We start from the raw sequence: 26,947 nt of genomic DNA, 5'->3' as shown, positions 1-26,947 counted from the left end.
AATAAGAAATTTATTCTTGTTTTATAGTTTCATTTTAAGTAATTTTAATCAAAGAAAAGTTAAACAAAATATTTTGGTTTTTTGATAAACACTTTTAGAATTGTAATTGTTTTTAAAGTGCTGCTTAAAATATTAAAGTTTATTTTTTTTATAACTTAATTGATTTGCTTATGAAATTGACAATTACTCTAGTTATCGAATTTGTGTTAGTAGTTCAGAGTGCTTTAATTTTATTTATTATGCTATTGAATAAAATAAAATTAACTCAAAAAGCAAATTTTACATTGCTGGCCAGCATATTCCAAAAAAGCCAGCATTACGTCAAATTTTTATTTTTTAACCCCAGTACTCAGCGGCTTGTCGATGAAAGGTATTCTTGTGGTTAAATATCATGAATACAACTGACTTTGTATATTAAAAATAGTGTTAGTTTTTGGGATTTACACTTCTAAATCACCTACTATCGAATGCTTAATCATCTTTCAGTAGTAGTTTAAACACTTTATATTTAATAGAATTCCCCAATTCTACTTAAAAACATATATTTTCTTTTCGAAAATTAACCTCCTGACAAATCACGCTATTTATTTGGAAAATTGATTCGGTTCAGTATTCCATAAAGTTTTTGAGACATTTTTTATTCAAAAGAATAAGAAGTGATGGTCCTTGTATACTGCTGTATGCGCAACGTTTTTTTTAAATGTAGTTTTAAAATAGTGGATAACTACTATTTTAAATTTCATTTTAAGCGACTGATTATTAACGTTTTTTAAAATTGCCTAAGCCTATAGCTTATCGCAACAGGTGTTTTATTGTCCATTTTCTAATCTTCCAAATTATGAAAAAAAAAATTACTCTTTATGATCTCATTCTAAAAAAGAGATTGTTAGGTTTGGTGTTTTTGTTGCTTTTTTGTAATATAAACTATGCCCAAAATTTTACTAGACCGGTGTCTCACACAGTTAGTCAAGGCGGTACTGTATGCGTAGGCTTAGGGGTTAATAACCCAGGGAACGCCTATAACAGTGACACGGTTATTCCGACAACATTTGCCACACTGATAAATGATGTTGGAGTAGGATGTTTTGTTGAAGAAACACTAACGCTTAATCAAACTGCAAAAGCAGGAGACCAGATTGTACTTTATATAGGTACAGGTAATGCTGTTTTAGATGCTGGTTTGCTTGCGAATGCCTCCATTCAGGCAAAATTTTCGGGGACTAATGTTGGTTCAAGTGTACCATTAAATAGCCCGCTTTTGAATTTAAGTTTATTGCCTGGCAACACTATTGGTCTTGTAAGGTATACTTTAACAGGTGACACTAATCAAATACAGATTCAGGATGGTGGACTTCTAAGTCTTCTGGTAAATTTACGCGTTTATGATGTTCGTGTAGAATTTGAAAAACCAACAGTTACTGGAGGTTTAACTCAAACTGTAAATTCTGGAAATCCTATTACACTTACTGCTGTTCCAGCAGCAGGAACAACATTAGCTTGGTATAGTTCTCCTACATCTACAACTCCTCTTGCGACAGGTAATACTTTTACAACTTCAAATGTAACAGCTAATACGACCTATTACATAGGTGTGTCAAGAAATGGTTCTGAAAGTGATGAAAGAGTAGCAGTTGTTGTTAATGTTAATTGCCAGCCATTGCAGGAAAGAGTTTATGCTAATGGGCAATCTTCAGGAAGTATTGTAACAGGTGGAGTAGCAAATGGAGATAATGCTAAAGATAAAAATTTGCAAACTTATTCTACAATTGTTACAGGACTTGGGGTTGCAGGAATTGGTACAACATGGCAAGATTTATTTTGGTCAGATCCTATTCCAATAGGTACTCCTGTTACAGTAAAATTAGGGTCTGAATATAGTGGAGTTGCGGTGGCTTACAATTTATCAGTGGCTGGAGTAAAAAATGGCGTTGTTGTTGGTAACTATCAAGCAATTTCCGGATCATTATTGAATTTATTATCTGGTGATAATAGTTTTGAATTTACTTTTGTGCCTTCAGATAATTCCGGACCAATAGACTATGACGGAATCAGAATTTTGTCAGTGCCCATCGTAAGTATTGCTCAAAGTACCAGAGTGTATGAGGCATATTATAAGAGACAAGTGGTGGGAGTACCAGCTTGTACACCAGGAGATATTCAGGATATTTTTCATGGAGTTACAGAGATAGGGGTTGGGGCCTTAACCGCTACTGTAGGTGTTAGCAATGCATGGAATGTTGCCGATCATGATGATACTACTTCTGCAAGAATGTATGTAGGAGCCGGTGTTCTTGCTACTGCCGATTTAATGGTTCAATTTAAAACGCCATTTATTGCAAGTGATAAGTTAAAAATAGTAGTTTCAGGACCAAGTCCAATTCTGAATGTCAATTTACTTAATGGATTAAGTATACAACGTTATTTAGGTAATGTTGCTGTTGGTCCTTCAATTCCAATTGAAAATACAAATTCACTTTTAAGTATAAATTTATTATCAGGAGGCTTCGCATCTATTGAAGTTGCATCTTCTCAAGCCGATCCATACGATCGGGTTAGAATAAGTTTTGGAGGAGCTTTAACAGTTTTAAATTTTCTTGATGTACATACAGTCGAACGTGTTGCAAATACTAAAGTAATTGGAGGCGATCTCACTAATAAAGTAACGGTTTGTTCAGGATCAGATGTGAATCTTGAGGTGCCTTCATCCGCTTGTTCCACTTATGTCTGGTATGATGCGCCAACAGCAGGAGCAGTTGTGGCTAATGGTTCTACCTTTACCCTTCCAAATACATTGACAGCAGGAATACATAAATATTATGTAGAATCGATACGAAATGGCTGTCCTATTTTAGAACGAGGAGAAGTAACATTAGAAGTTACCGATCCGGGTACGCCAATCTTGGTTACGGCAGGGACTCAAAACTTCTGTTTGGTAACTGCTCCGACTTTTGCAAGTGTTCAGTTTAATCAAACCAATATCGTTTGGTATGATGCAGTAAGTGGAGGAAATCTAATTCCGTCAACAAATGTATTAACAAGCGGAACTTATTATGCAGCATTAAAAGATGCAACAACTGGTTGTGAAAGTATTACCAGATTGTCAGTAACAATTAGTGTAAACGACCCTGGCACACCAACTTTGTTAACAGCAGGAACCCAAAACTTCTGTTTGGTTAATGCACCAACTTTTGCAAGTGTTCAGTTTAATGAAGCGAATATCGTTTGGTACGATTTGATAAATGGAGGAACTGTTATTCCTTCAACAACTACACTTACAGACGGAACTTATTTTGCTGTGATAAAAGATCCTGCAACAGGTTGTGAAAGTGCTACAAGATTATCGGTAACAATTGATGTAAATGATCCTGGCACGCCGACTTTGGTAACAGCAGGAACCCAAAACTTCTGTTCGGTTGATGCACCAACTTTTGCAAGTGTTCAGTTTAATGAAGCGAATATTGTTTGGTATGATTTGATAAATGGCGGAACTGTTATTCCTTCAACAACTACACTTACAGACGGAACTTATTTTGCCGTAATAAAAGATCCTGCAACAGGTTGCGAAAGCGCTACAAGATTATCGGTAACAATTGATGTAAATGATCCGGGCACACCAACTTTGGTAACAGCAGGAACCCAAAACTTCTGTTTGGTTGATGCACCAACTTTTGCAAGTGTCCAGTTTAATGAAGCGAATATCGTTTGGTATGATTTGATAAATGGCGGAAATGTTATTCCTTCAACAACTACACTTACAGACGGAACTTATTTTGCCGTGATAAAAGATCCTGCAACAGGTTGTGAAAGTGCTACAAGATTATCGGTAACAATTGATGTAAATGATCCGGGTACGCCAACTTTGGTAACAGCAGGAACTCAAAACTTCTGTTTGGTTAATGCACCAACTTTTGCAAGTGTTCAGTTTAATGAATTGAATATCGTTTGGTATGATTTGATAAATGGAGGAACTGTTATTCCTTCAACAACTACACTTACAGACGGAACTTATTTTGCTGTGATAAAAGATCCTGCAACAGGTTGTGAAAGTGCTATAAGATTATCGGTAACAATTGATGTAAATGATCCTGGCACGCCAACTTTGTTAACAGCAGGAACCCAAAACTTTTGTTTGGTTAATGCACCAACTTTTGTAAGCGTTCAGTTTAATGAAGCGAATATCGTTTGGTATGATTTGATAAATGGCGGAACTGTTATTCCTTCAACAACTACACTTACAGACGGAACTTATTTTGCCGTGATAAAAGATCCTGCAACAGGTTGTGAAAGTGCTACAAGATTATCGGTAACAATTGATGTAAATGATCCGGGTACACCGACTTTGGTAACAGCAGGAACTCAAAACTTTTGTTTGGTAAATGCGCCAACTTTTGCAAGCGTTCAGTTTAACGAAGCGAATATCGTTTGGTATGATTTGATAAATGGAGGGAATTTAATTCCGTCAACAAATACATTGACCAGCGGAACTTATTATGCAGCTATAAAAGATCCAATATCAGGTTGTGAAAGCAATGCAAGATTATCAGTAACAATAAGTGTAACTGATCCTGGAACACCAACTTTAGTAAATGCAGGCACTCAAACCTTCTGTTTGGTAAATGCACTGACATTCGCAAGTGTTCAATTTAATCAAACCAATATCGTTTGGTATGATGCAGTAAGTGGAGGAAATCTATTTCCGTCAACAGCTATACTAACCAGCGGAACTTATTTCGCAGCACTAAAAGATGCAACAACAGGTTGTGAAAGTGCTTCAAGATTGTCAGTGACCATAAACGTAACCGATCCAGGTACACCGACTTTGGTTACAGCCGGAACACAAAACTTCTGTTTGGTAAATGCGCCAACATTTGCAAGCGTTCAATTCAATCAAGCGAATATCGTTTGGTATGATTTGATAAATGGAGGAACTGTTATTCCTTCAACAAATGCACTTGCAGACGGAACTTATTTTGCTGTGATAAAAGATCCTGCAACAGGTTGCGAAAGTGCTACAAGATTATCAGTAACCATTAGCGTTACAGATCCTGGAACACCAACTCTGGTAAACGCAGGAATACAAAACTTCTGTTTGGTAAATGCTCCGACATTCGCAAGTGTTCAATTCAATCAAACAAATATAGTTTGGTATGATGCTGTAACTGGAGGAAATTTAATTCCGTCAACAAATACATTGACAAGCGGAACTTATTATGCAGCTATAAAACATCCAATATTTGGTTGTGAAAGTAATACAAGATTATCAGTAACAATCAACGTATCTGATCCTGGCACGCCAACTTTAGTAAACGCAGGAACTCAAAACTTCTGTTTAGTAAATGCGCCAACTTTTGCAAGCGTTCAATTCAATCAAACAAATATAGTTTGGTATGATGCTGTAAGTGGAGGAAATTTAATTCCATCAACAAATACATTGACAAGCGGAACTTATTTTGCAGCATTAAAAGATGCTACAACAGGTTGCGAAAGTACTACGAGATTATCAGTAACAATAAGCGTTACTGATCCGGGAACACCAACTTTAGTGAACGCAGGAACTCAAAACTTCTGTTTGGTTAATTCGCCAACTTTTGCAGGCGTTCAATTCAATCAAACAAATATCGTTTGGTATGATGCTTTAAGTGGAGGGAATTTAATTCCGTCAACAAATGCATTGACAAGCGGAACTTATTTTGCAGTATTAAAAGACGCTGTAACAGGTTGTGAAAGCGCTTCAAGATTATCAGTAACAATAAACGTAACCGATCCGGGTACACCAACTTTAGTGAAGACAGGAACTCAAAACTTCTGTTTGGTAAATGGACAAACTTTTGCAAGTGTTCAATTCAATCAAACAAATATCGTTTGGTATGACGCTGTAAGTGGAGGAAATTTAATTCCGTCAACAAATACATTGACAAGCGGAACTTATTTTGCAGCATTAAAAGATGCTGTAACAGGTTGCGAAAGTGCTTCAAGATTATCAGTAACAATAAACGTAACTGATCCGGGCACGCCAACTTTAGTGAACGCAGGAACTCAAAACTTCTGTTTGATAAATGCAGCAACTTTTGCAAGCGTTCAATTCAATCAAACAAATATAGTTTGGTATGATACTTTAAGTGGAGGAAATTTAATTCCTTCAACAAACACATTGACAAGCGGAACTTATTTTGCAGCATTAAAAGACGCAACAACAGGTTGTGAAAGTACTACGAGATTATCAGTAACAATCAGCGTTACAGATCCGGGAACTCCAACTTTAGTAAACGCAGGAACTCAGAACTTCTGTTTAATAAATGCGCCAACTTTTGCAAGTGTTCAATTCAACCAAACAAATATTGTTTGGTATGACGCTGTAAGTGGAGGAAATTTAATTCCGTCAACAAAAACATTGACAAGCGGAACTTATTTTGCAGCATTAAAAGACGTAACAACTGGTTGTGAAAGCGCTTCACGATTATCGGTAACAATTAGCGTTACAGATCCGGGGACACCAACTTTGGTAACGGCAGGAACTCAAAACTTCTGTTCAGCAAGCGCTCCAACATTTGCAAGTATTCAAGTAAAAGAAAGTAATGTGAGCTGGTTTAATAGTGCTTTAGGAGGAACAGCGATTCCATCAACAACACCATTAACTTCAGGTACATACTTTGGAGAAATTTCAGATCCGGTTACAGGTTGTAAAAGTGCAACACGTTTGCAGGTAACAATTAATATCAACAATCCGGTTTCTACGCCAACTACAAATTCATTAACGCAAAACTTCTGTTCGTTAAATGTAGCAACAGTAGCTAATATTCAGGTTAATGAAGCAAATGTGGTATGGTACAGTACTGCACCAGGTGGTACAGCGTTAGCAGCAACAACAGCTTTAGCTACGGGAACTTATTATGGAGTAGTTTCAAGCCCTGTAGGTTGTGAGAATCCGGTAAGATTGGCAGTTGCAGTAAATGTAAATACTCCGGCTGTTGTTACAACGCCTAGAACTACACAAACTTTTTGCCCATCTGCTTTAGCAACTTTGGCTAACATATTAGTAAATGAAACAAATGTTGTGTGGTATGCCTCTCCAACAAGTGCAACACCTTTAGCATCAAATACACCGCTTACGGCAACTACATATTATGCGGGAGCACTTAATAACACTACAAATGGTTGTGTAAGTGCTACACGTTTGGGAGTAACAATAAATTTTGAAAACGATGCCTTAGTTCAACTGACCACTACTGACGATACTCCTTGTGTTTTCCAGCCAATTACGTATTCAATTGCAAATGGAAAATCAAATTTTGTATGGAAAGTTACTAATGGAACCATAACCGCCGGCGGCGGAGCTAATGATGGTTCTGTGACTATTTCATGGTCTGATATCGGACAGGGTAAAGTTGAGGTGGCCTACATTAATAATTGTAATGAACCAACCACTAAAACATTGAATGTTACAGTAGCTACCTGTTCAGATTTGACTATTACAAATACAGTAAGTAACCCAACTCCTAATTTTGGAGAGGAGATAACATTTACAGTAACAGTAAATAACGTTGGTCAGGGTAATTTCATCAACACAATAGTAAGTGATTTATTACCTAGCGGTTATGATTTAGTAAGCGCAAATACATCTACAGGAACTTATGATCCGATCACTCACCTTTGGACAATTCCAACATTAAATTCAGGAGAAAGTGTTACGCTTACAATTGTGGCTGAGGTAGTGCCAGGCGGCGAGTATGTAAGTGTTGCAAGTGTTATAGTTTCAACACCATTAGATTCAAATGCGGCAAACAATACAGCTTCAGTTACTGTAGAACCAATTTGCCTGACAGTTTACAATGAGTTTACTCCGAATAATGACGGACAAAACGATTTGTTTAGAATTGACTGTATCGAATCATATCCAAATAATGAGCTAAAAGTTTACAACAGATGGGGAGCATTAGTATATAGTAAACAACATTATGAAAATGATTGGAATGGAACTGCCAATGTATCTGGAGTGATCAATAAAGGAGATATGTTGCCAACAGGTACTTATTTTTATGTGATTGACATTGGAAACGGAACGATTAAAAAAGGGTGGTTATCTATTATGAGATAAGCAAACTATTAGTCATCTAATTAATTAAACTAAATGAGTATCGTTATGAAACTATATATAAAATCATTAGAAACATATTTTTTGATAATATGTTCTTTTATCACATTTTGTGTCAGCGCACAACAAGATCCGGAGTACACGCAGTATATGTACAACACTATGGCAGTAAATCCAGCGTATGCTGGGTCTACCGGCACCTTAGATGCAGCACTTTTGTACCGCTCTCAATGGGTTGGAATTCCAGGGGCACCAGAAACACAATCATTTTCTATTCATTCGCCTCTTCGAAATGAAATGATTGGCTTAGGATTAAGTGTCGTTAACGATAAAATTGGTCCATCAAACGAGCTGTATCTTGACGGAAACTTCTCTTACTCAATTCCTCTTGGATATGAACAAAGACTAGCTTTCGGATTAAAAGCGGGTATGAGAATGTTAAACGTTGATTGGTCAAAAGGAAGATATTATGATCCAAATGATGTTTTGCTAAATCAAAATATTGACAATCAGGCAAAATTGGCCGTTGGAGCTGGGGTTTATTATTACACTGATAAATGGTATGTAGGATTATCAATTCCGAGTTTCATTCAAAGTAATTATTACGATGATGTTCAGGAATCTATAGACTATGACCGTTTGCATTATTACTTAATGGGAGGGTATGTTTTTGATTTGAATCCGAATTTAAAATTCAAACCTGCATTCTTAGTAAAAGCAGTAACGGGAGCACCGGTTACTGCAGATGTTTCTGCGAATTTTATGATTGCTGAGAAATTTGTAATAGGAGCTTCTTACAGAACAGATGATTCTGTGAGCATCCTGGCAGGTTTTCAGATATCTAAAAGTTTTTATATCGGATACGCTTTCGATTATACAGTAAGCGATCTGAATAAATACAATGACGGATCTCACGAAATCATCTTGCGTTATCAGTTTAACAAAGGGGAAAGCAAAATTAAATCTCCTCGATTCTTCTAAAAGTAAAACCTATGAAAAAATTATATATCCTATGTTTAGTCTTGAGCGTTACACTTAGTTTCGCTCAGACTAACTTAAAAAAGGCCGATGCCCTGTTTAGAAATTATGCGTATGCAGACGCTTCAAAAGCTTACGAAGAAATTTTACAGAACATTAAAAATCCGTCAGCACAAACGCTAAAAAATGCAGCCGATTCGTATTATTTTATTTCTGATGCCCGAAATGCATTAAAATGGTACAAAAAATTATACGATGTTCAAGGTAATAATTTAACCGATATTTATTATTTGCGTTATATTCAATCACTTAAAGGTGTAATGGATTATGATGAGGCAGATAAAATGACAAAGGAATATCTTAGCAGAAAAGGGGATCAAAATGAAATAAACAGATATGTTGCCCAAAAGAAGCAGATGGATAGTTTGTCTAAAACTAAATCTCTGTACACAGTTAAAAATCTTGATATAAATACAAGCAAATCTGATTTTGGAGCTACTTTTTTTCAGGATAAAATTGTCTTTACTTCTGCGAGAGATACCACAAAGTTTAGCGAAAAGTTATATACCTGGAACAACCAGCCATTTCTTAATCTTTATGTAGCTGAAAGAAATCAGGCCGATGGAAGTTTATTCAATGAAACAGTGTTTCTGTCTAACGTAATGACCAAATATCATGAAGCAACTGCTTCTTTTGATGCGAGTGGAAAAACAATTTACTATTCGACTAACATCGTTAAAAAGAATAAATTAGTTATCGACGAAACTAAAACGAATAATTTTCAAGTTCTTAAAGGAAGTATTGTAGATAATAAATTAGAAAATCCGCAAAAAGTTTTCTTTGACAGTGACGATTATTCTGTAGGCCATCCTTCATTGAGCGAAGACGGTCAATGGCTTTTCTTTGCATCTGATATGCCGGGAGGAATTGGTGAAACCGATTTGTATTATGTGAAAATTGCTGCTGACGGAACAATGAGTTCGCCAGTAAATCTTGGACCAAAAATCAACACTATCGGAAATGATCTTTTTCCGTTTTTCAGTAATGGAAAGCTTTATTTTTCTTCTGATGGGCATTACGGATGGGGAGATTTAGATGTTTACGAAAGCAAATTATTAGCTGACGGAACTTTCTCCGATCCTATAAATTTAGGAAACCCAATTAACAGTAATAAAGATGATTTTGCTTTCATAATTGACCGTACAGAAGAATATGGTTACGTATCTTCCAATAGAGCAGGAGGCAAAGGCGATGATGATATTTATTCATTTGTAAAAGGAAAACCAGTTTGTAATCAAATTATTTCAGGTATCGCAACAGATCGTAAAACAAAATTGCCGCTTTCTGAGGTTTCTATCATGGCATACAACTCTATCAGTGATGTTCTTGGCGAGACCAAAACAAATTTTGAAGGTAAATATGCAATCGAAGTACCGTGTAATAAAGTAGTAAAAATGATTGCCGCAAAACCAAATTACGCCAGCGACGAAAAAACTGCCGAAACCAGTAATAATAATGGAGGCGAAATTAAAGATGTTAATTTCGAACTGAGCAATTACGACGACTTGGTAGTGAAAAAACAAGGTGTTGAAAAAGTAGATGTAAAACCAATTTACTTTGATTACGACAAATACGACATTACACCTTTGGCAATCGAAGAGTTGGCGAAAGTGGTTTTTGTAATGAAAAAATTCCCTAATACCAGAATCAAAATCGAATCGCATACAGACTCCCGAGGAAAAGATTCTTATAATCTGAAACTTTCAGACAACAGGGCCAAGTCAACTCGTGATTATATTATTTCACAAGATATTGATGCTTCACGAATTGAAAGTGCGATTGGTTACGGGGAAACCCGATTAATTAATAAATGTAAAAATGGTGTAAAGTGCACCGAAGATGAACATTTGTTAAATAGACGCTCCGACTTTATCATTATACAGAAATAGTTTTATATTTACCACTAATCATTTGATTATAAGTGTAAGAATATAAAACAAAGGAACCATTTGGAAGTTGGTTTTGTTTAATTCTTTTTAAGAATAATGGACAAGAAGAAAATCAGGTTGCATCTTTTTGCAACTTGATTTTTGATGTTTTAAAACTTTTGTTTTTTGATGTTTTTCGGCTAAAAAAGTCCTAATTTTGATATTCAGTTAGTCAAAATTACAATCCGCATCATTTTAATATTTTATGAGTATTCAAGAAACAATTCAGGCCTTACGAGAAGAACTTAATCAACACAATTACAATTATTATGTACTTGATAATGCCACAATTTCAGACTATGATTTTGATATTAAATTAAAAGAACTTCAGGAATTAGAAAACAAACACCCCGAATTTTTTGATGAACATTCGCCAACACAACGCGTTGGTGGAGCTGTCACTAAAAATTTTAAAACGATTGCACATCAATATCGAATGTATTCTTTGGATAATTCTTATTCTAAAGAAGATTTGCTGGATTGGGAAAACCGAATTCAGAGAGTTTTAGGGAATGTGAAATTGCAATACACCTGCGAATTAAAGTACGATGGTGCTTCAATTAGCATTACTTATGAAAACGGAAAATTAGTTCAGGCATTAACCAGAGGAGATGGCTTTCAGGGTGATGAGGTTACAAATAACATCAAGACAATAAAATCGATTCCTTTAAAATTGAAAGGGAATTATCCGGATAAATTTGATATTCGAGGCGAAATAATTTTGCCTTTTGCCGGTTTCGAAAAAATGAATCAGGAACTAATTGAAATCGGAGAGACCCCATATTCAAATCCAAGAAACACAGCTTCCGGAAGTTTGAAATTGCAGGATAGTGCTGAGGTTGCCAAACGTCCGTTAGAATGTTTATTATATTTTGTTACGGGAAATAATTTGCCTTTTTCATCTCAATACGAAGGATTGGAATCGGCGAGAAAATGGGGATTCAAAGTTCCGAATGAGGCTAAATTAGTCAATAATATGCAGGAAGTTTTCGACTTCATCGATTATTGGGACGTTCACCGCCATAAATTGCCTTATGAAACGGATGGTGTTGTAATTAAAGTAAATAGCATTCAACATCAGGAAGAATTAGGATATACGGCAAAATCCCCGCGTTGGGCAATCGCTTACAAATTCAAATCAGAACAAGTTTCGACCAAATTAAAATCGATTTCCTATCAGGTTGGGCGTACGGGAGCAATTACTCCGGTTGCAAATTTAGAACCCGTACAATTGGCTGGAACAATTGTAAAAAGAGCATCGTTGCACAACGCCGATCAAATTGAAAAGTTGGATATCAGAATAAATGATACAGTTTTTGTTGAAAAAGGCGGAGAAATTATTCCGAAGATCATTGCTGTAGATTTAGAACAGCGTCCTGAAAATTCTGAGATTACACACTACATTACACATTGCCCGGAATGTCAGACGGAATTGGTTAGAAACGAAGGCGAAGCAAATCATTATTGTCCTAATTTCTACGGATGCCCTCCGCAGATTATTGGAAGAGTACAGCATTTTATTTCAAGAAAAGCAATGGATATTGAAGGACTTGGTGGCGAAACTGTAGCTTTGCTTTTTAAGAATAATTTGGTTCATAATTATGCCGATTTATACGAATTAAAAGTAGAGGATATTTTGCACTTAGAAAGAATGGCGCAAAAATCGGCTGAGAATTTGGTCAAAGGTGTAGAGAAATCAAAAGAAATTCCGTTTGAGAGCGTTTTATTTGCACTCGGAATTCGTTTTGTGGGTGAAACTGTTGCTAAAAAACTAGCTAAGCATTACAAAAATATTGATGCATTAAGTCAGGCTTCATTAATGGATTTGATTCTGGTTGATGAAATAGGGGAGCGTATTGCTAAAAGCGTCATTGAATTTTTTGAAAATGAAGAAAACCAAAAAATAATAGAACGTCTTAAAAGTTATGGAGTTCAATTTGAAATTGTAGAAAAAATCAACCCAAATGCTACAGAAAAATTCCTTGGAAAAACTTTTGTCGTTTCGGGAGTTTTTGCTCAGTTTTCGAGAGATGAATTGAAAAAGACAATCGAAGATAATGGTGGAAAAGTTGGAAGTTCAATTTCTGCAAAAACTGATTTTGTTGTTGCAGGTGATAATATGGGCCCGGCTAAATTAGAAAAAGCGAATAAATTAAATATTCCGATATTATCTGAAGAAGATTTTATAACCAAATTAAATGAAAGCGAATAAACCCTCGTTGATTTTATATTTTCTGGCGTTACTGCTGACAATCATTTTTGATTGGACGCGGCAGGATTTTCTGGCAATGTATGCCAAGGCAATTGTATTGCCCGCCATATTCTTCTATTTTTTTATAAGCAGCGAATTTAAAATAGAAAAAACAGAAGCATTCATTTTTTTATTTTGTTTTGTTGGTCAGGTATTTGATCTTATGGCTGTTGAGGTTTCGGAAATTGGGGGTCTTTTAAGTTTTTTAGTGGTTTACCTCTTACTTTTAAAACTTTTTATTTTAGAACGTGAAAAAATTAAGCTTGCCAAAAAAGATATTTTACCAATATCTATAGTTATAATATTTCTTGTCTATTTATTAGTTTCCGTTTTGAGTCTTCAGTCAGAAAATATGAAAAAGTTCAATTTATTATATACTTTTTACGGAATTGTTCTTAGTGTTTTAAGTTATTTTGCCTTTGTGCGCTACATTACAAAAGGAACTCATATCGCTTTAATAATGTCATTAATGGCAGTATGCTATATATTTTCAGATATATTTTACATTTTCAATGAATATTTTTCCTATTCTGTCGTCCTGATTTTAATTCGCGATGTAACTCAAATCTTAGCTTATTTTTTTATGGTTGCATATTTTTTGGAAAGATCAAAGAATCAGATTAGGGCGCAGGAAAAACTTTTAAACAATGATTGATTTTGCCTGATTTGTATGCGCTTTGTCCTTATCAAAATAAAAATCTATTCGGCCTAGATTTATACCGTAACAACCTACTTGATTTACTAAAACATTTTCTCCTGCTTTATTCTTAACAATGGTTGGTTTATCTAAAAATGTATGCGTATGTCCTCCAATAATTAAATCGATATCCTGAGTTAATTCGGCTAATTTTAAATCACAAATTTTAGATTGATCATCCTTATAGTTATAGCCTAAATGAGAAAGGCAAACAACCAGATCGCATTTTTCTTCCTTTTTTAGCCTTTGCGTCATATCTTGTGCAATTTCAACCGGATTATTATATATAGTTTCTTTGTACATTTTTTTGTCTACTAAACCGTCAAGTTCAATTCCTAAGCCAAAAACACCAACCTTAATTCCGTTTTTATTGAAGATTTTATACGGTTTTACCTGGCCGTTCATCACCGTATTTTTAAAATCGTAATTCGAGCAGATAAAATCAAAACTAGCATGAGGTAATTGTGCATATAAACCATCGAGACCATTATCAAAATCATGGTTTCCAATGGTTGATGCATCGTATTTCATCATACTCATCAGTTTAAATTCAAGCTCTCCCCCATAATAATTAAAATATGGAGTTCCCTGAAAAATATCACCCGCATCTAACAAAAGTACATTCGGGTTTTCTCTGCGGATTGTTTCGATAAGTGCAGCCCTGCGAGATACACCGCCTTTATTTGCATTTCTCGGATCATCGGCCGGAAAAGGATCAATGTGGCTATGAACATCATTAGTATGTAAAATAGTTAAGTGCTTAATATCGTTAGCTCCAAAACTGCTTAATGACAAACCTAAACTTAATAAGGCAGTACTTGCAGCTGTTTTCTCGATAAATTCTCTTCTTTTCATTGTATATTTTTTTTGCGTATGCGCCAGCAATTTTAATTTTTTTATTCTTCCGTAATTCTAATGTCTGTTTTAACCGGAATGGTATCAACTTCTTTAAAATAATCAATCAGCACATCTCTGATTTTATAATTCAGATCAAATTTTTGAGTTGCTTTTAAGAAAAAACTCATGTTGTCGCCACCATTCGCCAAATAATCATTGGTCACCACGTAATAAGTTTTATCAGTTTCAACCGGTTTTCCCTGAACCAGGATATTTTTTGCTTTATTTTCTTTTGAGATGGTAAAAGTCAAACCTGACAACGGCTGAGGTTTTTTCTCCTTAATTATATAAGAGACTATATCAAGAATCTGATCACCTTTTAAAGCAACTACTATCAAACTATTTTCAAAAGGCATAATTTCAAAAGCAGTTCTTGTCGTTACATTTCCTTTTGGTAAAATGGACCGAATTCCACCGTGATTTAAAAGACATATATCAATATCTTTCTTTTCGCGGGTTTTGAAAACCGTATTTCCTCTTTGCAAACAAACATCTGCCATTAGGCTTCCAATGCTGGTTTGCCATTTTCCTGAACTTTTATCGAGAGTTTCCGGACAATATGCTAAAACGTTGTCTAAATCTTTGTTGATATGATCTCGATATGGCTTTATGAAATTTTCAATTTCAGGCGTTTGTGTGCCTTTTTCTGTAATCGGAAGCTGTTTTCCTTCTATCTTTGTCAGGTTGTAGTTTTTCTTACTACAGGAAAATATTAAAAAAAGTGTTAAGAATATAACAAAAAGTTTTAAAAATCCGTTATACTTTTTTAGTTTTACCATCTTAAATGCGGCTTAAATAATTAATTTTGTAATCTAGTAAAAGTACTATGTTTTTAAATTATATAAAGGAATTTTTTGTAAAAAAATCATTAAAAAATCACCTGAATAATGTCAAAAATGAAGTCTTTACAAGTAATGTACAAACAATTGGTTTACTGATTGATGAGAGTGAATTTCGTCATTCAAAAGAGTTGATAAAAGAATTAATGCTGTATGGAATTGTTCCTGAGAACATAAAAACAATAGTTTACAGGGGTAAATTCAAGGATAAAAAAACATATTCAAGACCCACTTTTGGTAAAAAACATATAAGTTGGAAGGGAGATGTAACGGAAGATTTTTTAATTGATTTTATAAAAACAGAATTTGACCTTTTAATAAGTTATTACAATGTCGAAAAAGTTATTTTGATGATGGTCACAAGTCAGTCAAAAGCGAAATTTAAAGTTGGTTTTTCTACGGTCGATAAAAGTTTAAATCGATGGATGTTAGACACTGATTTAGAAAATTATAAACTTTTCATTTTTGAATTGTTTAAGTATTTAAAGAACATAAAATAAATTATAAATTAGAATATGCAATCATTAATAGGAACTGGTGTTGCCCTTGTAACTCCATTTAAAAAAGATTTCTCAATTGATATTGAAGCTTTACAACGTATAGTTAATTTTTCGATTGATGGAGGAGTTGAATATCTTGTAGTTATGGGAACAACAGCTGAAAATGCAACCCTTACCCAAGCCGAAAAAGAATTAGTTATTAAAACTGTTGTTGATACTAATAAAGGAAGATTGCCTTTAGTCCTGGGTGTTGGAGGTAACAATACGCTGCAAATTGTCGAAGAATTGAAAACAAGAGATTTCTCAGCTTTTGAAGCTATCCTTTCAGTATCACCGTATTACAATAAACCTACTCAGGAGGGGATTTATCAGCATTTCAAAGCTATTGCTGAGGCATCTCCGATACCAGTGATTTTATATAATGTTCCAGGAAGGACATCAAGTAATATGTTGCCTTCGACGGTAATTCGTCTGGCAAATGAATTCAGTAATGTTGTGGCTATAAAAGAAGCAGCAGGAGATATGGCTCAGGCTTTGCAATTGTTAAAAAATGCACCAAAAGATTTTCTTGTTATTTCGGGCGATGATATGATTGCTTTACCAATAGTTCTAGCGGGTGGAGCAGGAGTAATATCAGTTATTGGGCAGGGATTCCCTAAAGAATTTTCAGAAATGATTCGTTTAGGTCTGAACCGAAAAGTAAATGAAGCTTTTAAAACACAATATTTTTTATCTGATTGTATTGATATGATTTTCGAACAGGGAAATCCAGCCGGAATTAAACAAGTGTTTCAAGCCCTTGGTATTGCTGATAATACTGTTCGTTTACCTTTAGTAACTGTTGATGATTCATTAGCAGAAAGATTGAATAAATTTGTAAAAAACAGCATTAAGATAGAGTAAGATTGCCGGTATTTTATTATACCAAAAAATATTTTGTAGTAGCTAAATTAATAACTAAATTTGCCACCGGAACTTCGGTGTGATTTTGCTTTGGCATAATTGTCTGAGAAATCATAATAAAAGTAAGAAAATGAAAAAAATAGTATCTCTATTAATTGTTGTTGTCCTTTTTTGTTCTTGTAGTGATTATCAAAAGGCATTAAAAAATGATGATGTTGCCGCAAAATTTGAAATAGCGACTCAGATGTATGATGCAGGAAAATATTCAAAAGCAATCCGTCTTTTTGAACAATTAGCACCTTCATATAGAGGTAAACCTCAGGCTGAAAAACTTTTTTACATGTTTTCGCAGTCTTATTACAAAACACATCAATATTATTTAGCCGGTTATCAATTCGAAAGCTTTGTTTCAGGTTATCCACGTAGTGAAAAAGTGCAGGAAGCTGCGTTTTTAGGAGCGTATAGCTATTCAAAATTAGCTCCTGTTTACAGCTTAGATCAGGCTGATACTGTAAAAGCATTAGAAAAATTACAGACATTTATAGATAATTATCCAAACTCTGAATATATTGCTCAGGCTAATGAAACTGTTAAAGTTCTTAATGGTAAATTAGAGAAAAAAGCATATGAAAATGCTAAAGGATATAATACTATTTCAGATTATAAATCAGCGTTAATTGCTTTTGATAATTTTATTGCTGATTTTCCAGGAACACCTTTAAAAGAAGATGCATTGTTCTATAAATATGATTCTGCATATCAATTAGCAATAAACAGTATTCCGCAAAAAATGGAAGAGCGTTTGAATGTTGCAAAAGTGGCTTATAATAACCTGATAAAGTTTAAAAGCGACACAAAATATAAAAAACAGGCAGACGAAATGTACGCCAGAGTTGAAACAGATTTACAAAAATTTACTAAATAAAATAAAGTCATGGATTTAAAAAAGACGAATGCTCCTGTAAATACAATAACATATAATAAAACTGTTATTGAAGAGCCAACAGGAAATGTGTATGAGGCAATTACCATTATGGCTAAAAGAGCAAATCAAATTAATTCTGAAATTAAAAAAGAATTAACTGAGAAATTAGAGGAGTTTGCTACTTATAATGACAGTCTTGAAGAAGTTTTTGAAAATAAAGAACAAATTGAAGTTTCTAAATTTTACGAAAAATTACCAAAACCACACGCGCTGGCTGTTCAGGAATGGTTAGACGGTAAAACTTACCACAGAGGTTCAAACAAATAATATAGTATAATGTCAGTTTTAAACGGTAAGAAAGTTTTGCTGGGAGTTTCCGGTGGAATTGCAGCCTATAAAACAGCCTCATTAGTACGACTTTTTATAAAAGCAGGTGCACATGTCCAAGTGATAATGACACCTGCTTCTAAGGATTTTGTAACTCCACTTACGTTGTCTACATTATCAAAAAATCCTGTACACTCCACTTTCTTTAATCAGGATGATGAAGATGCTGTTTGGAACAATCACGTTGATTTGGCACTTTGGGCCGACTTAATATTAATTGCTCCTGCAACAGCAAATACGCTGTCTAAGATGGCTACTGGAAACTGTGATAATCTTTTAATTGCTACTTATTTATCGGCTAAATGCCCGGTTTATTTTGCTCCGGCAATGGACTTGGATATGTATAAACATCCTTCTACAATAAGTAGTTTTACAGCTTTAAAACAATTTGGTAATATTATGATTCCTGCTGAAAACGGGGAACTTGCCAGCGGTTTATCCGGAGAAGGAAGAATGGCTGAGCCAGAGAATATCATTGCTTTTCTTGAAGCAGATTTAGAGAGTAAATTACCATTAAAAGGAAAAAAAATACTTATAACTGCAGGCCCAACATACGAAGCAATAGATCCCGTGCGTTTTATTGGAAATCATTCCTCGGGTAAAATGGGGTTTGATATCGCAAATGCAGCAGCTAATTTAGGAGCAAAAGTTATTTTGGTTTCCGGACCAACACATTACAAAGTGAAAAATACTTCGATTGAAGTTGTGAATGTAGTTTCTGCTCAGGAAATGTATGATGCTTGTCATTTACGTTTTAATGATGTTGATGTTGCTATTGCAGCAGCAGCAGTTGCTGATTATAAGCCTAAGACAGTTGCTACGCAAAAAATTAAAAAAGCCGCCGACGAATTTTCTATTGAACTTGAAAAAACAAAAGATATTTTAGCATCATTAGGAGCAATCAAAAAAAATCAATTTTTAATTGGTTTTGCCTTAGAAACTCAAAATGAAATTGAAAATGCTAAGCTGAAAATTCGGAAAAAAAACTTAGATTTGATTGTTCTTAATTCTTTGCAGGATGAAGGTGCAGGTTTTAAAAAAGAAACCAATAAAGTTACATTTATTGACAGGAATTTTGAAATCGAACCTATGGAACTAAAATCAAAAGAATCTGTTGCAGTTGATATTTTAAATAAAGTAATTTTACATTTTTTGGAAACATAAAATAATCAAAGTACAATCAACCAGGATTAGCTTAATTATCTGCCTTTAAACCAAAATATTTTCGTTGTATGAAAAAAATAGTTACTCTTTTAGCGTTTTTAATTTTTGGCTTTGCGCAGGCACAACAGCTAAATTGTACCGTAACTATCAATACTGAAAGGTTGCCAAATCCGAATCAGCAGGTTTTTAAGACACTTCAGACTTCCTTGTCGGAGTTTGTAAACAAAACAGATTGGACTGGATCAATTTTAAAACAAAACGAGCGTATCAATTGTTCTATGTATATTACATTGTCATCAAATAATTCAGATCAGTTTTCAGGTACAATTCAGGTACAGTCATCAAGATTGATCTTTAATTCGACATATTCTTCTCCAATATTAAATTTTAATGATAAAGATTTTAGCTTCCGATATACGGAATACGAACCATTGTTATTTAATCCAACAACTTACGAATCAAATTTAGTATCTGTAGTTTCTTTTTACAGCTATTTGATTTTAGGAATGGATGCTGATTCTTTTCAGATGGGAGCAGGAAACCCTTATTTTGAAACAGCGCAAAACATTGCAAACGTTGCTCAGCAAGGTGGTTTTAAAGGTTGGAGCCAGGCTGACGGAATTCAGAATCGTTATTATTTAATAACAGATATGATTTCACCAATGTACAGCGATTTACGTCAGGTAACATTTTTGTATAATACTGGTTTGGATAAAATGAGCGACGATTTAAAAGGAGCAAAAGAAAGGATTAAATCTTCTTTATTGCTTATTGGTAAATTTAATTCGGTTAAACCAAATGCATTTTTAACGAGAGTGTTTTTTGATGCAAAATCAGATGAGATTGTTTCTGTTTTTTCAGGAGGGCCCAGTATACCGGTTACTGATTTAACAGATGTATTGAATAAGGTTTCTCCTTTGAACACTACCAAATGGTCGCAAATTAAATATTAATTGCTTTTTCGATTTTTACTACTTCATTAACTTTTATATTTACCTATTTATCCTATGATTACTTCGCTGTCGATTAAAAATTATGCTTTGATTGAAAAATTGTCAATTGATTTTTCAAAAGGGTTTTCTATAATTACAGGTGAAACGGGGGCTGGTAAATCAATTATATTAGGCGCACTAGGTTTGGTTTTAGGAAAAAGAGCCGATTTAACTTCATTAAAAAATAAGGAAGAAAAATGTGTAATTGAAGCACAATTTGAAATTTCTAAATACAATTTAAAAGAGTTTTTTGAGATAAATGATCTTGATTATGAAGATGAAACTATTATAAGAAGAGAAATTTTGCCTTCAGGAAAATCTCGTGCTTTTATAAATGACAGTCCAGTAAATCTTCAGGAATTGCAAGATTTAAGTTTGTTTTTGATTGATATTCATTCGCAACAGCAAACTCAGGAATTATCAGACGAAAATGTGCAGTTTAAAATAATAGATGCTATAGCTGATAATTTTGAAGTAATTGCATCGTACCAAAAATTACTTAAAACTTATAAATCGGATAAATCAAAACTGAATGCTTTGCTAAAAAAACAAAGTGATTCAGGAAAAGAGCAGGAGTACAACACTTTTTTATTGAATGAATTAGTTGCTGCTAAATTGAAATCCGGGGAACAGGAAGAGTTAGAAGCTGATTTTGAAAAACTGAATAATGTTGAAGTTATAAAAGAAGCTATTGATAAGTCTTTGGTAATTGCTAATGAAGAACAATTTGGGGTTTTTCATAATTTGAATGAAATTAAAACTTCATTGCAAAAAATAGCTGCTTTTTCGCCAGAATATCAAAGCTTGTTAGAAAGAGTCACAAGTGTTGCAATTGAATTTGATGATGTTTCGAGAGAAATGCAAAACGTTTCTGAGAAATTATTAAATGATCCTGAAAAGCTGGAATTGATAAATCAAAAAATACAATTGATTTATAATTTGCAGAAAAAACATCAGGTAATTTCGGTTGATGAATTATTGGAAATTCAGACAAAATTAGAAAATGCTGTTGTTGAGTTAGGTAATATCGAAGAAGAAATTGCTTCCTTAACAAAATCAATAGATCAAAAAGTTATAGAATTGGATGCTTTTGCTGATTCAATTCACCAAAACAGATCGAATGCAATACCGGTTTTATCGAACCAATTAATTTCGGTTCTAGAAACTTTAGGAATGCCAAACGTTCGTTTTAAAATGGAACTTTTGCCATCTGAAACTTATTTTCAAAATGGAAAAGACGAATTGCAATTTTTATTTTCGGCGAACAAAGGAACTGATTTTGGATTATTGAAAAAAGTCGCTTCGGGAGGAGAAATGTCGCGTATAATGTTGGCTGTAAAAGCAATTTTAGCTCAATATTCAAAATTACCAACATTAATTTTTGATGAAATAGACACAGGAGTTTCTGGGGAAATTGCAATCAGAATGGGAGAAATCATGAAAGAAATGAGTGCGAAAATGCAAATATTTGCTATTACCCATTTACCTCAAATTGCCGCAAAAGGAGATTCGCACTTCAAAGTTTTCAAGTCAACGGTGGGCGACGACACGCAATCAGAATTAAAGCTTCTGTCTCAGGACGAAAGAGTTATCGAAATTGCTCAGATGTTATCCGGAGCAGTTGTCTCAGATTCAGCTTTAAATCATGCCAAAGCCTTGTTGAACTAAAGAAATACTTTATATTTGTCATCTTAAAACGAATTCACAAAACGTAAATAAGCTAATCATTTACCTCACTTTAATGAGTAGCAAATGAACGAATAAACAATAAAAATATGATTATAGAACCTAGAATGAGAGGCTTTATTTGCTTGACAGCCCACCCAAAAGGAGCCGAGCAAAATGTTAAAAATCAAATAGAATATATAAAATCAAAAGGTTCAATCGCCGGTGCTAAAAAGGTATTGGTTATTGGCGCATCTACTGGTTTTGGTTTGGCTTCTAGAATTACAAGTGCTTTTGGATCTGATGCTGCAACAATTGGAGTATTCTTTGAAAAGCCGCCAGTTGAAGGAAAAACAGCTTCACCGGGTTGGTATAATTCTGCTGCTTTTGAAACTGAAGCACATAAAGCAGGTTTATATGCAAAAAGTATCAATGGAGATGCTTTTTCAAACGAAATAAAAAGACAAACATTAGATTTAATTAAAGCTGATTTAGGTCAGGTTGATTTAGTTATTTATAGTTTAGCTTCGCCAGTGCGTACAAACCCTAAGACAGGAGTGTTACATCGCTCGACTTTAAAGCCAATCGGACAAACTTTTACAAATAAAACAGTAGATTTTCACACAGGAAATGTTACTGAAGTTTCTATTGCTCCGGCAAATGAAGAAGATATTGAAAATACAGTTGCCGTAATGGGCGGTGAAGACTGGGCAATGTGGATGGATGCTTTAAAAGATGAAAATTTATTGGCTCCAGGCGCTACAACAGTTGCTTATTCTTATATTGGACCATCATTGACAGAAGCAGTTTACCGTAAAGGTACAATTGGTCGTGCAAAAGATCATTTGGAAGCGACTGCATTTTCTATCACTGATAGCTTGAAATCAATTGGTGGACAAGCTTATGTGTCTGTAAATAAAGCTTTAGTAACACAAGCAAGTTCTGCAATTCCGGTTATTCCTTTATATATTTCTCTTTTATATAAAATTATGAAAGAAGAAGGAATTCATGAAGGTTGTATTGAGCAAATTCAACGATTGTTTCAAGACAGATTGTATACTGGATCACCTGTTCCTACAGATGATAAAGGAAGAATCAGAATTGATGATTGGGAAATGCGTGATGATGTTCAGGCAAAAGTGGCTAAACTTTGGGAAGAAGCAACAACTGAAACGTTACCAGCTATTGGAGATTTAGCAGGATATAGAAATGATTTCTTGAATTTATTCGGATTTGAATTTGCAGGAGTTGATTATAAAGCGGAAGCAAATGAAGTTGTAGGAATAGAAAGTATTAAATAAATACAAATTACCACTATAAATGAAAACCATTCGTTACGACGAATGGTTTTTTTGTTAATATAACATATCTTTGTTAAAATTTTGAAATTTAAAACAATTGCCACTTTAATACCGCATATCCCATTATGATTTTTTCTTTAATTATACCCGTGTATAATCGCCCAGACGAAGTTGATGAACTATTAGAAAGCTTGTCAAAGTCTGATTATAATGAAGCTTTTGAAATCGTTCTTGTCGAAGATGGTTCTTCAATTCCATGTAAAGATGTTGTGATGACATATCAGGGAAAATTAAATATCTCTTATTATTTTAAAGAGAATTCAGGACCGGGAGATTCTAGGAATTTTGGAATGCAAAAGGCGAGAGGAGATTATTTTATCATTTTTGATTCAGATTGTATTATTCCGCCTAATTATTTGACGGAAGTACGAAAAGCATTAAATGAAGATTATGTAGATTGTTTCGGAGGTCCTGATAAAGCATTAGATAGTTTTTCTAATATTCAGAAAGCAATCAATTTTGCCATGACTTCATTTCTGACAACAGGTGGAATTCGTGGTGGTTCAGAAAAAATAACCAAGTTTCAGCCTCGTAGTTTTAATATGGGACTTTCTAAAAAAGCATTTGAAGCATCAAAAGGTTTTGGAAATATTCACCCTGGAGAAGATCCGGATTTATCCATCCGTTTATGGAATTTAGGTTTTCAAACCAGATTATTTTCAGAAGCTTATGTGTATCATAAACGCAGAATTGACTGGGAAAAGTTTTCTATTCAGGTTCATAAATTTGGAATAGCCAGACCAATCCTAAATAGCTGGTATCCAGAACATAATAAGTTAACGTTTTTCTTTCCAACATTTTTTATACTAGGATTATTATTAGCTTTTTTACTATTAATTTTTAATATTGATATTTTATTACAATTATATTTTGTATATTTCGTTATTATTTTTCTTACAGCTAGTATTCAGAATAAAAATATTAAAATTGGCTATTTATCTGTAATTGCAGTTTGGAAACAATTTTATGGTTATGGAACGGGGTTTTTGGAATCGTTTGTAAAAGTGATTCTTTTGAAGAAAAAACCACAAGAAGCTTTTCCTCGTATGTTTTTTAAAATATAATATGACAAAAGTTATTGGCCTGACAGGGGGAATTGGTAGTGGGAAAACAACCATTGCAAACTATTTTAAAGAAATGGGAGTTCCTCTATATATTGCCGATGATGGCGCCAGGGCAGTAATGCAATCGGACTATATTATAGAAAAGATAAAACAGGAGTTTGGCGAAATTCTTTTTGAAAATAATATTTTAAATAGAGCAAAACTTGCTGAAATTGTATTTAAAGATGCTGATAAACTAGCAAAACTAAATGGTATTGTACACCCGGCAGTTAAAGATGATTTTGAAAAATGGCTTTTAAAGCATAAGAATTATTCACATGTAATTTATGAAACGGCAATTTTATTTGAAAGCGGCCGATATAAAGAATGTGACATTATAATTACCGTTACTGCACCGGAAGAAGTTAGAATAAACAGAGTCTTAAAGCGCGATAATACCACTCGATCGCAGGTTTTAAACAGAATGCAAATGCAATGGAAAGATGAAGAACGAATTTCCAGGAGCAATTTTGTTATTAATAACGTAAATCTTAAAATTGCTAAAGAAGAAGTTGTTAAAATTCTTAAAATTTTAAATATAAAACAAAATCAGTCTTAAATGTTAATATTTGGTTAATGTATTATTTAGTATATTGTTAAAATATTAATTTTGTTTCGATGAATAAATTATTTTTTAGAATACTTGTTTTACTTATGAGTTTATCCTTAATAGGGATCATTCTGGTTCAGGTATTTTGGTTCAACTCTTCGTTCAAAAATAATGATGAACAATTTAAATACCACGTTACACAGGTAATTGGAAATGTCGCTGATAAGCTTGAACAGCAGGAAGAATATAGTTTTTATGATAAATACAATCGTATAAAAGACAGTACTGGTAAAATTCCTAAAAAAGAAGATTTACTAGAGGTTCTTTATGTGCAGCGAAATACCAAGACGAATAAAACAATTGTTTATTCTAACACACTGACTTCTGAAGATTATGATATAAGCGGCTCGCTTTTTAATAAAAAGTTCAGCAGTGAAAGATTTAAGAACTTTAGTTCAAAAAGAGTAACTGAAGTTTATAATAACAATAATGGTATTGATAATAATGCTTTAGGGCAAAGTATTATACCGGATTTAAGAGTTGAAAAATCAGGGAATTTAGATATTTTAAATAAAGTACAGCAGCAAATTCAATATAAAGATATTGCATCTTTAACACCATTAGAGGGAAGGGTTACTAAAGAAAAACTATACAAATTATTAAAGAAAGAATTAGAAGAGTATGGTGTCAAAACCAAATTTGAATTTGGAGTTCTTAATAGTGGCTTACCAACAAAAGTAAAATCTGATGGGTTTCATATTGATAAAGATGCAAGTTATCAGATACCTATATATACTGATAATGAAGGGAATAGTAAGTATGAATTGTATATTACTTTTCCAAATAAAAAGAAATTTTTACTATCAGAATTATTAAGTATTACAATATTATCTATTGTCTTTACGCTTATTATAATTATAGCTTACACAAGTGCATTGAATCAATTGTTGCGTCAAAAACATATATCTGAGATTAAAACGGATTTTATTAATAATATGACGCACGAGTTTAAAACACCAATTGCGACAATAAATTTGGCTTTGGATGCCATTAAGAATCCAAAAATTATAGAAGATAAGGAGAAAGTTTTTCGTTATCTTCAAATGATAAGGGATGAAAACAAAAGAATGCATGCTCAGGTTGAAAACGTTCTTCGTATTTCAAAATTAGAAAAAAGAGAATTAGATATAACGAAAGAACCATCTGCAATTCATGATATTATTGATGATGCAATTGAACATGTTAATCTGATTTTAGAAGATAGGCATGGTACGGTGGTTAAGCATTTTAATGCTTCCAGAACAACGTGTTTGATAAATGAAGTACATTTTACCAACGTTTTGGTTAATATTTTAGAGAATGCTATAAAGTATTCTCCTGATGTTCCTGAAATTGAAATATTTACAGAAAATGTCAAAGACATGATTCTGATAAAAGTAAAAGATAATGGTCTTGGTATGAGTAAAATTGCTCAAAAAAGAGTTTTTGAGAAGTTTTACAGAGAACATACAGGAGATTTACATAACGTTAAAGGACATGGTTTAGGCCTTGCTTATGTAAAAAGAATTGTAGAAGACCACAATGGTCAAGTATATGTTGAAAGCGAAAAAGGAAAAGGTAGCACCTTTATAATAAAAATACCATTAATAAATTAA

The 26,947-nt window shown here is 33.7% G+C and carries 18 protein-coding genes; 16 read left to right on the top strand and 2 right to left on the bottom strand.

What is annotated here, in order from left to right; translation table 11 throughout:
• The first annotated feature begins 949 nt into the window (after positions 1-949).
• From J2X17_RS06290 to J2X17_RS06270, 5 genes are all read left to right on the top strand, one after another.
• Positions 950-8,095, top strand: a complete 7,146-nt coding sequence (locus J2X17_RS06290) for an Ig-like domain-containing protein (RefSeq protein ID WP_310295742.1) — start codon at positions 950-952, stop codon at positions 8,093-8,095.
• 45 nt (positions 8,096-8,140) lie between these two features.
• Complete coding sequence (locus tag J2X17_RS06285; RefSeq protein ID WP_310295740.1) at positions 8,141-9,073, top strand: PorP/SprF family type IX secretion system membrane protein; 933 nt, start codon at positions 8,141-8,143, stop codon at positions 9,071-9,073.
• 11 nt (positions 9,074-9,084) lie between these two features.
• The gene (locus J2X17_RS06280; RefSeq protein ID WP_310295738.1) at positions 9,085-11,019 is read left to right on the top strand and encodes an OmpA family protein; all 1,935 of its coding nucleotides are present in this window, start codon (positions 9,085-9,087) and stop codon (positions 11,017-11,019) included.
• 244 nt (positions 11,020-11,263) lie between these two features.
• The gene (gene ligA / locus J2X17_RS06275) at positions 11,264-13,270 is read left to right on the top strand and encodes an NAD-dependent DNA ligase LigA (protein ID WP_310295736.1); all 2,007 of its coding nucleotides are present in this window, start codon (positions 11,264-11,266) and stop codon (positions 13,268-13,270) included.
• A 7-nt stretch (positions 13,271-13,277) separates the two neighbouring features.
• Positions 13,278-13,964, top strand: a complete 687-nt coding sequence (locus J2X17_RS06270) for a lysoplasmalogenase family protein (protein WP_310295734.1) — start codon at positions 13,278-13,280, stop codon at positions 13,962-13,964.
• Here J2X17_RS06270 and J2X17_RS06265 read toward each other — a convergent pair.
• Both J2X17_RS06265 and J2X17_RS06260 read right to left on the bottom strand, forming a co-directional pair.
• The gene (locus tag J2X17_RS06265; protein ID WP_310295733.1) at positions 13,950-14,861 is read right to left on the bottom strand and encodes a bifunctional metallophosphatase/5'-nucleotidase; all 912 of its coding nucleotides are present in this window, start codon (positions 14,859-14,861) and stop codon (positions 13,950-13,952) included. The two genes, J2X17_RS06270 and J2X17_RS06265, sit on opposite strands and share 15 nt — an antisense overlap.
• 41 nt (positions 14,862-14,902) lie before the next feature.
• The gene (locus J2X17_RS06260; protein WP_310295731.1) at positions 14,903-15,682 is read right to left on the bottom strand and encodes a 5'-nucleotidase C-terminal domain-containing protein; all 780 of its coding nucleotides are present in this window, start codon (positions 15,680-15,682) and stop codon (positions 14,903-14,905) included.
• A gap of 47 nt (positions 15,683-15,729) precedes the next feature.
• Between J2X17_RS06260 and J2X17_RS06255 the strand changes: the two genes are divergently transcribed.
• The 11 genes from J2X17_RS06255 (at position 15,730) to J2X17_RS06205 (ending at position 26,947) form a co-directional block, all read left to right on the top strand.
• Positions 15,730-16,242: a DUF6913 domain-containing protein gene (locus tag J2X17_RS06255; protein WP_310295729.1), complete on the top strand. Its 513-nt coding sequence runs from the start codon at positions 15,730-15,732 to the stop codon at positions 16,240-16,242.
• Between the two features lie 15 nt (positions 16,243-16,257).
• A complete protein-coding gene (gene dapA / locus J2X17_RS06250; RefSeq protein WP_310295727.1) occupies positions 16,258-17,145 on the top strand; it encodes a 4-hydroxy-tetrahydrodipicolinate synthase in 888 nt (295 codons plus the stop codon).
• 130 nt (positions 17,146-17,275) lie between these two features.
• Positions 17,276-18,070, top strand: a complete 795-nt coding sequence (locus tag J2X17_RS06245; protein WP_310295725.1) for an outer membrane protein assembly factor BamD — start codon at positions 17,276-17,278, stop codon at positions 18,068-18,070.
• Between the two features lie 9 nt (positions 18,071-18,079).
• On the top strand, positions 18,080-18,397 hold the full coding sequence (locus J2X17_RS06240) for a DNA-directed RNA polymerase subunit omega (RefSeq protein WP_007807938.1): 318 nt from the start codon (positions 18,080-18,082) through the stop codon (positions 18,395-18,397).
• A 9-nt stretch (positions 18,398-18,406) separates the two neighbouring features.
• On the top strand, positions 18,407-19,621 hold the full coding sequence (gene coaBC / locus J2X17_RS06235) for a bifunctional phosphopantothenoylcysteine decarboxylase/phosphopantothenate--cysteine ligase CoaBC (protein ID WP_310295722.1): 1,215 nt from the start codon (positions 18,407-18,409) through the stop codon (positions 19,619-19,621).
• 68 nt (positions 19,622-19,689) lie between these two features.
• Entirely contained in the window at positions 19,690-20,574 is an 885-nt protein-coding gene (gene porD, locus J2X17_RS06230; RefSeq protein ID WP_310295720.1) for a type IX secretion system protein PorD, read from the top strand.
• 54 nt (positions 20,575-20,628) lie between these two features.
• Entirely contained in the window at positions 20,629-22,281 is a 1,653-nt protein-coding gene (recN, locus tag J2X17_RS06225; RefSeq protein WP_310295718.1) for a DNA repair protein RecN, read from the top strand.
• A 107-nt stretch (positions 22,282-22,388) separates the two neighbouring features.
• Entirely contained in the window at positions 22,389-23,579 is a 1,191-nt protein-coding gene (gene fabV, locus J2X17_RS06220; RefSeq protein WP_310295716.1) for an enoyl-ACP reductase FabV, read from the top strand.
• Positions 23,580-23,704: 125 nt separating this feature from the next.
• A complete protein-coding gene (locus J2X17_RS06215; RefSeq protein ID WP_310295714.1) occupies positions 23,705-24,703 on the top strand; it encodes a glycosyltransferase family 2 protein in 999 nt (332 codons plus the stop codon).
• A 1-nt stretch (position 24,704) separates the two neighbouring features.
• A complete protein-coding gene (gene coaE, locus J2X17_RS06210) occupies positions 24,705-25,301 on the top strand; it encodes a dephospho-CoA kinase (RefSeq protein WP_310295712.1) in 597 nt (198 codons plus the stop codon).
• A gap of 59 nt (positions 25,302-25,360) precedes the next feature.
• Positions 25,361-26,947, top strand: coding sequence for a sensor histidine kinase (locus tag J2X17_RS06205; RefSeq protein WP_310295709.1), 1,587 nt, complete (start codon positions 25,361-25,363; stop codon positions 26,945-26,947).

It is taken from the genome of Flavobacterium aquidurense (assembly GCF_031458035.1).
GTDB classification, from domain to species: domain Bacteria; phylum Bacteroidota; class Bacteroidia; order Flavobacteriales; family Flavobacteriaceae; genus Flavobacterium; species Flavobacterium aquidurense_C.
This window is presented reverse-complemented; position numbering and strand designations above follow the sequence as displayed.